A 7194-nucleotide genomic window follows, 5' to 3' on the forward strand; every position below is an offset into this window, starting at 1 on the left:
GTCAGGGCGAAAATTGATTCTGTTATTACCGGCCGGAATCGCAACAATCTTAACAAATGCCCAGTATTATTCCCGATAACCGCGCATAATGCCTAATTAAGCTGCACCGCAGCATTTTCCCCGAATTCATGAAATGTGTTGAAAAACAAAAACTTGCCGTAGTTTTTACATAATTTTAGCAAAAGATTTCATTTACATCTCCTTAAATGAGACCTTAACTTGAGCTTGGAACTAGTCTGCTGCTGCCCATCTGATCATGTCCCTTGTCCGAAAGCCCGGTTTTGCGGGCTGGCTGAAGCAAGTCACGTAAACCAGACCTGAGATGCTGCCACATCTGTGCTACCAGCAGGCACGACCGTTTTTAAAATGGATACTTTTTATTATGACCCTTCACCTTCGCCAGATGCCTATGCTGCCGCCGAGCTCTTCCAAGCTGCTGCCGCGCCGCGCAGGTCAGGCTACACCGCCGCATTTTCGGCGCGATCAGGTCTATGCCAAACAGTTCAAGCGCATTCTGGACCTTACATTTATCACCCTTGCTCTTATCGTCTCCGGCATTTTTCTGGTGCCGGTGATGGCTGTAATCACATTGCTTATTGCAATGGATGGCGGCAAACCGATCTACACACAAAAACGTCTTGGACGCGGTGGCCGCGTTTATGAGATCTACAAATTCCGCACCATGGTGCGCGATGCCGAGACCCAGCTCGAGAAACATCTCAAAGCCAATCCCGAGGCGCGTGCCGAATGGGATGCCCACCAAAAGCTGGTGGTCGATCCGCGCATCACCCGCATTGGCCGCATCCTGCGCAAGACCTCGCTCGACGAGTTGCCGCAATTGCTCAATGTGATCAAAGGCGACATGAGCCTTGTCGGCCCGCGCCCGATGATGGCCGATCAACGCGCGCTTTATGAGGGCGAGGCCTATTTCGCCATGCGTCCGGGGATCACCGGGTCCTGGCAAGTGTCGGATCGCCACGCATCGCATTTCTCGGATCGTGTGGGATTTGATGACCAATATCACCAGGACCTGAGCCTGAAGACGGATGTCAAAATCCTGATGCAGACGGTCATGGTGGTGTTGCGCGGCACCGGTTGCTGATCGACCTGCCGATCACCATCCCGGCCGGCTAATGCCTCCTTGCATGACCTGCATTGCACCGCCTCTTCAGAGGCGGTGTTTGCATATCTGGGGCTTTGCCGCACAATTGCCCTTGATCTTCCGCAGTGTCGCTCACAATCAACACACATAATTGCGAAGACATCCCTGCCATTGACCTAAAGACACCCCGGCGCGCGGCTGTTATGCTGCGCCTGTCATTCAAAGACTTAGGAATATCACACCTTGAAACGCATTTTGTCCGCTCCCGCCTTGGCTCTTGCCCTCACCCTTTCCCTAGCAGCCTGCGACAACGCCGAGACCCGCGCTCAAGAGCACTTTGAAGCCGCGCAAGCCTATCTGGCCGAAGGCGACAGAGATCGCGCTCTGGTCGAACTGCGCAATGTGTTCAAATTGAACGAAGAGCATGCCGAGGCCCGTATCCTGATGGCCGAGACGCTGCGCGAAAAAGGCAATATCAAAGGGGCCTATTCGCAATATCTGCGTCTGGTCGAACAATACCCTTCGAATCTTGCCGGTAATACCGCCTTGGCCGAGATTGCCTTTCAAACCAACAACCCCAACGAGGCGCGCAAATTTCTCGAAGCCGCCACAGCCATCGACCCCGATGTGCCCGCACTTCAGGCCATCGAGGTGGCGATGGATTACCGCGATGCCATACGCAGCGACGATGGCACCGGCCGTGCCGCCGCCATTGCCCAAGCCCGCACATTGGTCGAGGACACTCCCGACCTTTTGAACGCCCGGCAGGTGTTGATTGCCGAATTGATCAACAACCGCGATTGGAGCGGGGCGCTGGACGAGATTGACGCCGGTCTTGCCGCCGCCCCTCTGGAGCGTCCGCTGCACGGGTTGCGGATCAAAATCCTGGACCAAATGGGCGATAAGCTCGGCATCGAAACACAATTGCTGCGTATGACCGAATTGTTCCCCGAAGATCTCGCCGTTAGCAGCGCTCTGGTCCGGTGGTATATCAACGAAGGGAATGCCGATAAGGCCGAAGACTGGCTGCGCGCACAGGTCGTCGAAGGTCAGGAAGACCCTGCGGCGCGGCTGACCCTGATCCGTTTTCTGGCGGAAATCAAAGGCGGCGACGCGGCTCTGGCCGAGCTTGACCGCCTCAATGCCCTCTCCCCGCAACCTGTCGATGTGGCAACGCATCAAGTGACCTTTGACGCCCTGCGCGGGGGCTTCATGTTCACCGCCGGCCAACAGACCGAAGCGCTGACCTTGATGGAAAGCATCATCGCCGGCGCCGAGCCGGACGAGGAAATCGACCGCATCAAGGTCACCCTTGCGCGGATGCGCGCCACCACCGGCAATCAGGTCGGCGCGCGCGCCTTGATCGAAGAGGTTCTGGAACATGACCCGGGGCAGGTCGGCGCCTTGACCATCAAAGGCGCATGGCTTTTGGAAGACGACAAAACCGACGAGGCGATTATTACCCTGCGCACCGCGCTCGGCGAAGCGCCGCGCAACCCCGAGATCATGACGCTTCTGGCCCGCGTGCACGAACGCGAAGGCAACCACGAGCTGATTGGCGAAATGCTGTCCTTGGCGGTCGAAACCTCGGGTCGCGCGCCCAAGGAATCGCTGAACTATGCGCTTTATCTGATGAAAGAGGCGAAATATCGCAGCGCCGAGGATGTATTGATCGAGGCGCTGCGCCTGCAATCGAGCAATGTTGATATCCTGATGCAACTGACCCGCGTGCACCTTGAAATGCAAGATTGGGCCCGCGCCGAACAGGACATCCGCCGGTTGGAACAAATCGGCACCGAGCAATCCAAATCTGCAGCCGTCGAAATGCAGGCGCAGTTGTTCGCCCGTCAGGGCAAGGCCGATGAACTGACCAAATTCCTTGAGGACCGCGCCAATACCGGCACAGGCGGCGACGGGGCTGCGGCCGCCGTGATCCGATCCCACATCATGGCTGGCCGTATTGACGAAGCCTTGGCCCGGGCGCGGGAATTGACCGCGCAAAATCCCGATGATGCCGGATCGAAATTCGTTCTGGCCTCGGTTTTGAGCCTCTCCGGTGATCTCGAAGCAGCGGAAACTCTGCTCAAAGAGGTGCTCAGCGGCGCGCCGAAAAGCGAACCGGCCTGGACCACGCTATATGAATTGCAGATGCGCCAAAACCGCACCGACGAGGCCCGTGCCACATTGGATGCGGCGCAGGAGGCCTTGCCGGACAGCGGCACGTTGAAATGGGTGCGGGCCGGTTTCCTCGAACGCGAAGGCGACATCGAGGGCGCCATCGGCATCTACGAAGGGCTTTACGAGGAGAACAGCGCGGTTCCGGTGGTGGCCAACAACCTCGCCAGCCTGCTGTCCACCGCGCGGGACGATGCCGAAAGCCTGGACCGGGCCTATGTGGTGGCCCGCCGTTTGCGCGGCACCACAGTGCCCGCCTTCCAGGACACCTATGGTTGGATCGCCTATCGTCGCGGCGGGTTTGAAGAGGCGCTTGAATATCTGGAGCCGGCGGCCAAAGCCCTGTCCACAGAGCCTTCAGTGCGTTTGCACCTTGGTTTGACCTATCAGGCCCTGGGCCGCCTGGACGCGGCGCGGCGCGAAATCGAAGCGGCGCAGGATATTCTGAACGAAAGCGGGCGGCCCTATCCGGTGCTGCGCGAAGAGGTCAAAGACGCCATCGCCGCCCTGCCGCCCGCGCAGTAACCTGAAAGATTCGGGGCGGCCGCCGCACGTCTATTCTGGCCCGCCGCAGCGCCCCGAACGGCCCTGCGGCGGGCCTTTTCGGGCGCAGGGCACCACAAAAAAGGGTCGTTTTCACTGCGGCTTTCGGGATGCACCCGAAAAAATACTGGCATGCGGCGTATCGGCGGGGTAACGAATCCCATAGGATTAACAAAAATCTGCATTGAAGACCGAAGATAAAGGGACCACCCATGTATAAATTTGTGATCGCACTTGCCGTGTCGATACTCGCACTGGCGGGGATGACCGGCGATGCTGGCGCCAAATCGCGCTATTCGATCCAGCCGGGCGACATCTTGCAAATTGAAGTGCTGGAAGACAAATCCCTCAACCGCAACGCGCTTGTCCTGCCCGATGGCACGATCAGCTTTCCGGTGGTTGGCACTGTGCGCGCCTCGGGGCGGTCGGTCGATGCGGTGCGCGCCAATCTGACCGCCGGTCTAGCGAGCAATTTCGCCACCACGCCGAATGTCTATGTCAGCGTCGCGCAATTGGGCGAACGCAGAGGCGCCGCCGCACCTGCAACGATCTCGATCTATGCGATGGGCGAGGTCGCCAAACCGGGCATGTTCGAAGCCGAACCGGGCATCACATTGCTGCAAGCTTTGGCCTCGGTCGGCGGGTTCAGCAAATTCGCCGCCGTCAAACGCGTGCAACTGCGCCGGGCCGATCCCAAAACCGGCATCGAGCAGATTTATCTCTTCAACTACAAGGGCGGCGGCATCGCCGGCTCGACCCCGCTGAGGGATGGCGATGTGATCGCCGTGCCCGAACGCAAGCTGTTCGAATAGGGACAGATCATGCGGGGGCAGAGCAGCATAGAGCCTGAAAACAGGCCGGCACACACAGAGCAAAACAAAACACCAGCGGCCAGAAAACACCTCAAGGTGTTGGCCGCCGGCAGCGCCGCCATCGCCATCGCCGCCACTGGCGCGGGCCTATCGGCGCAAGAAAACGGCGGGTTGGAGTTGACCTTTGGCCTGCGCAGCGAATTGCGCGCCACGGACAATGCCGAATTGGCCGTCACATCGCCGGGCGATGCGACCTTCTTTGACACAAGGCTCAGCTTTGGCTTGCGCTCGGTCACACGCCGCTCGGTGCTGGACTTCAATATGTCCGGCGTCGCGCGGTTTGCAGATCTTCCGGCCGGGTCCAACGGCGGCAACGGCTTTGAAGCCCCCGCCGTGCGGCTGGCCTATGCGCTCAACAACCAAAACAGCTCACTCAAATTGGATGCCGATTACCAGCAAACCGATTTGGCCTATCTGTCGCCGCTCAATGATGATGTTCTGGCGATTGATGACGCGGGCAATCTGGTGCTGGTGAACGATACGGGCACGCGTACCCGCTATAGTTATGGTGCGACCCTCAAGACCGGTATCAACGCGCCCTTGGGTTTGACCCTGTCGGTCAAGCGCAGCGGTTTCGATTACGAAGACACGGTGTCCACCTCCTATTACGACAGCGATCGCATCCGGGTCGACGGCAAGTTGCGCTTCACATTGGCGCCCGACACGGATGCGTTCATGCAGCTGGTCCATACGGATTTCGAAGCCGACAACGCGTTGCAAACCCACCGCAAAAGCGACAACATCAGCTTTGGCCTCACCCATGAGATGGACGAGACCACCACGGTTGAGGGCAGCCTCGGCTATGGCGAAACCGTCACCGATAACACGGGCGGGCGCACCACATCGGAAGGCATCATCGCCCATGCCAGCATCACCCGCGCCCTTGCGGACGGCAGCATCGGCGCCAGCTACCGCCACGAAGTCTATGCCAATGGCGAGCGCGACAGCCTGCATGTGACCCGGGAGATGGAATTGCCGCGCGGCTCCTTGGCCTTCGACATGGGCGTGAGCAAATCTGATTTCGGCTCTGCGCAACTGGTCGGATCGGTCACCTACAATCAGGCCATGGCCATGGGGCAATTCAACCTGGGCGTCACCCGCAGCGCTTCGACCAATGCCGATAACGAAGACCTGATTGCCACGCGGCTCAATGCCGGATGGCAATATGAGCTGAACGAGACATCCTCCTTAGCGCTCAATGCCGGTTACTTCCAAGTCGAAGATGGCGGCGCAGGCACCTATGTCAGCCGGGATCGCACCAATTTGAGCATCGCGTATAACCACGCACTGACCGAGGATTGGTTGGTGAGCACGGGCGTCGAGCTGCGCACCAGCCAAACCGCCGGTCAGTCCGAGGCCCGCTCCAAAGCGATATTCCTCAGTCTGGAGCGCGAGTTCACGATCCGCCCATGAGCGGGCAAGCGCACAAGCGGGCCGCACGGGTCCCGCTTGCGCTATATGTGATCTTCGGGCTGTGCCTGATCCCCGAATTGGTGCTGATGGGCGCGGATAAAGGGCTTTGGGGCAGCCCGCTTTGGCGCAACCTTGTCTATCAATACGGGGCGTTCTGGCCCGGCCTTTTGGACAACTGGCGCGCCAACTACCCGCTGCAATCTGTGATCATGTTTCTCAGCTACGGGTTCTTACACGCGGGTGTCTGGCATTTCGCGCTCAATATGATGACGTTGTTTTCCCTTGGCACGCCTTTGGCGAACGACCTTGGCCAAAGGCGGTTTTTGGCGCTTTATGCGGCGGCAATTTTTGGCGGAGCTTTGGGCTATGCGCTCTTGGGTCAAGGCTCTCAGCCCATGGTCGGGGCCTCCGGCGCCTTGTTTGGATTGGCCGCCGCCTTCATCCGCCGCGATTGGCGCGCGGCCCCCGAAGGCAAAGCCGCGCAGGCTCTATTCTTGCCTATTTTGGGTCTGATTGCCCTCAATGTCTTGATGTATTGGACCATGGGCGGACGGCTGGCATGGCAAACCCATTTGGGCGGATTTATCGCCGGATGGATGGCCGCAGTGTTTCTCGCCCCGCCTGCACGCTCCGACTAACCGCCATTTACGGGCCGTGCTTGTATCTGCGGTTCGGGATCAATCCGCGCCGAAGAGACCGCACCCCCCGGCATTGGGTCGCCGTCCTTGCCGACACGGCTGCCACTGCCAAGACGCACGTTGAGGTCCACGAAGGCCCGCGCCTGTTGGAAACGCATCTGCGCGCGCATATCCTCGGCGTCGGACAATTCTTGTTCGGCATCAATCAAATCACTGACCGTGGCCTCGCCCGCCTCGACAAGGCGGCGGCGCAAGCTCAACGCCTCGCTATAAAGCCCCGTCGCCCGCCCCGCTGCGGCCAAAGCCTCGGTGCTGGCACGGTAATCGACAAGGGCATTCTCGACCTCCATGATCGCGCTCAAAACCGTCGAAGACCATGAAAGATGGGCTTGGCGCGCCGCCGAATGGCGGGCCTCCACGCGGGCCTTGCCCGTCGCGGGCAGCGCGGGGA

General features: G+C 59.5%; 6 protein-coding genes. 5 read left to right on the forward strand and 1 reads right to left on the reverse strand.

The window, feature by feature from the left end; genetic code table 11:
* Nucleotides 1–382: 382 nt before the first annotated feature.
* The 5 genes from DI396_RS15625 (at nucleotide 383) to DI396_RS15645 (ending at nucleotide 6743) form a co-directional block, all read left to right on the forward strand.
* Entirely contained in the window at nucleotides 383–1102 is a 720-nt protein-coding gene (locus tag DI396_RS15625) for a sugar transferase (RefSeq protein ID WP_235851906.1), read from the forward strand.
* A 243-nt stretch (nucleotides 1103–1345) separates the two neighbouring features.
* Complete coding sequence (locus DI396_RS15630) at nucleotides 1346–3802, forward strand: tetratricopeptide repeat protein (RefSeq protein ID WP_110797284.1); 2457 nt, start codon at nucleotides 1346–1348, stop codon at nucleotides 3800–3802.
* A 230-nt stretch (nucleotides 3803–4032) separates the two neighbouring features.
* On the forward strand, nucleotides 4033–4632 hold the full coding sequence (locus tag DI396_RS15635; RefSeq protein WP_235851907.1) for a polysaccharide biosynthesis/export family protein: 600 nt from the start codon (nucleotides 4033–4035) through the stop codon (nucleotides 4630–4632).
* A 96-nt stretch (nucleotides 4633–4728) separates the two neighbouring features.
* Nucleotides 4729–6105 (forward strand): hypothetical protein, encoded by a 1377-nt coding sequence (locus DI396_RS15640; RefSeq protein WP_110797286.1) that lies wholly within the window; start codon nucleotides 4729–4731, stop codon nucleotides 6103–6105.
* The gene (locus DI396_RS15645) at nucleotides 6102–6743 is read left to right on the forward strand and encodes a rhomboid family intramembrane serine protease (RefSeq protein WP_110797288.1); all 642 of its coding nucleotides are present in this window, start codon (nucleotides 6102–6104) and stop codon (nucleotides 6741–6743) included. The genes DI396_RS15640 and DI396_RS15645 overlap by 4 nt, the downstream gene beginning before the upstream one ends.
* Here DI396_RS15645 and DI396_RS15650 read toward each other — a convergent pair.
* On the reverse strand, nucleotides 6740–7194 hold a 455-nt coding region (locus tag DI396_RS15650), incomplete at its 5' end, for a TolC family protein (RefSeq protein ID WP_162617253.1). The genes DI396_RS15645 and DI396_RS15650 overlap by 4 nt on opposite strands.

The sequence above is a fragment of the Litorivita pollutaquae genome (assembly GCF_003205515.1).
Taxonomy (GTDB): Bacteria; Pseudomonadota; Alphaproteobacteria; order Rhodobacterales; family Rhodobacteraceae; genus Litorivita; species Litorivita pollutaquae.

What these genes read in the sequence shown, in the direction of transcription:
- DI396_RS15625 (WP_235851906.1), top strand. Translation starts at nt 383, where the DNA reads ATGACCCTTCACCTTCGCCAGATGCCTATGCTGCCGCCGAGCTCTTCC.
- DI396_RS15635 (WP_235851907.1), top strand. Translation starts at nt 4,033, where the DNA reads ATGTATAAATTTGTGATCGCACTTGCCGTGTCGATACTCGCACTGGCG.
- DI396_RS15645 (WP_110797288.1), top strand. Translation starts at nt 6,102, where the DNA reads ATGAGCGGGCAAGCGCACAAGCGGGCCGCACGGGTCCCGCTTGCGCTA.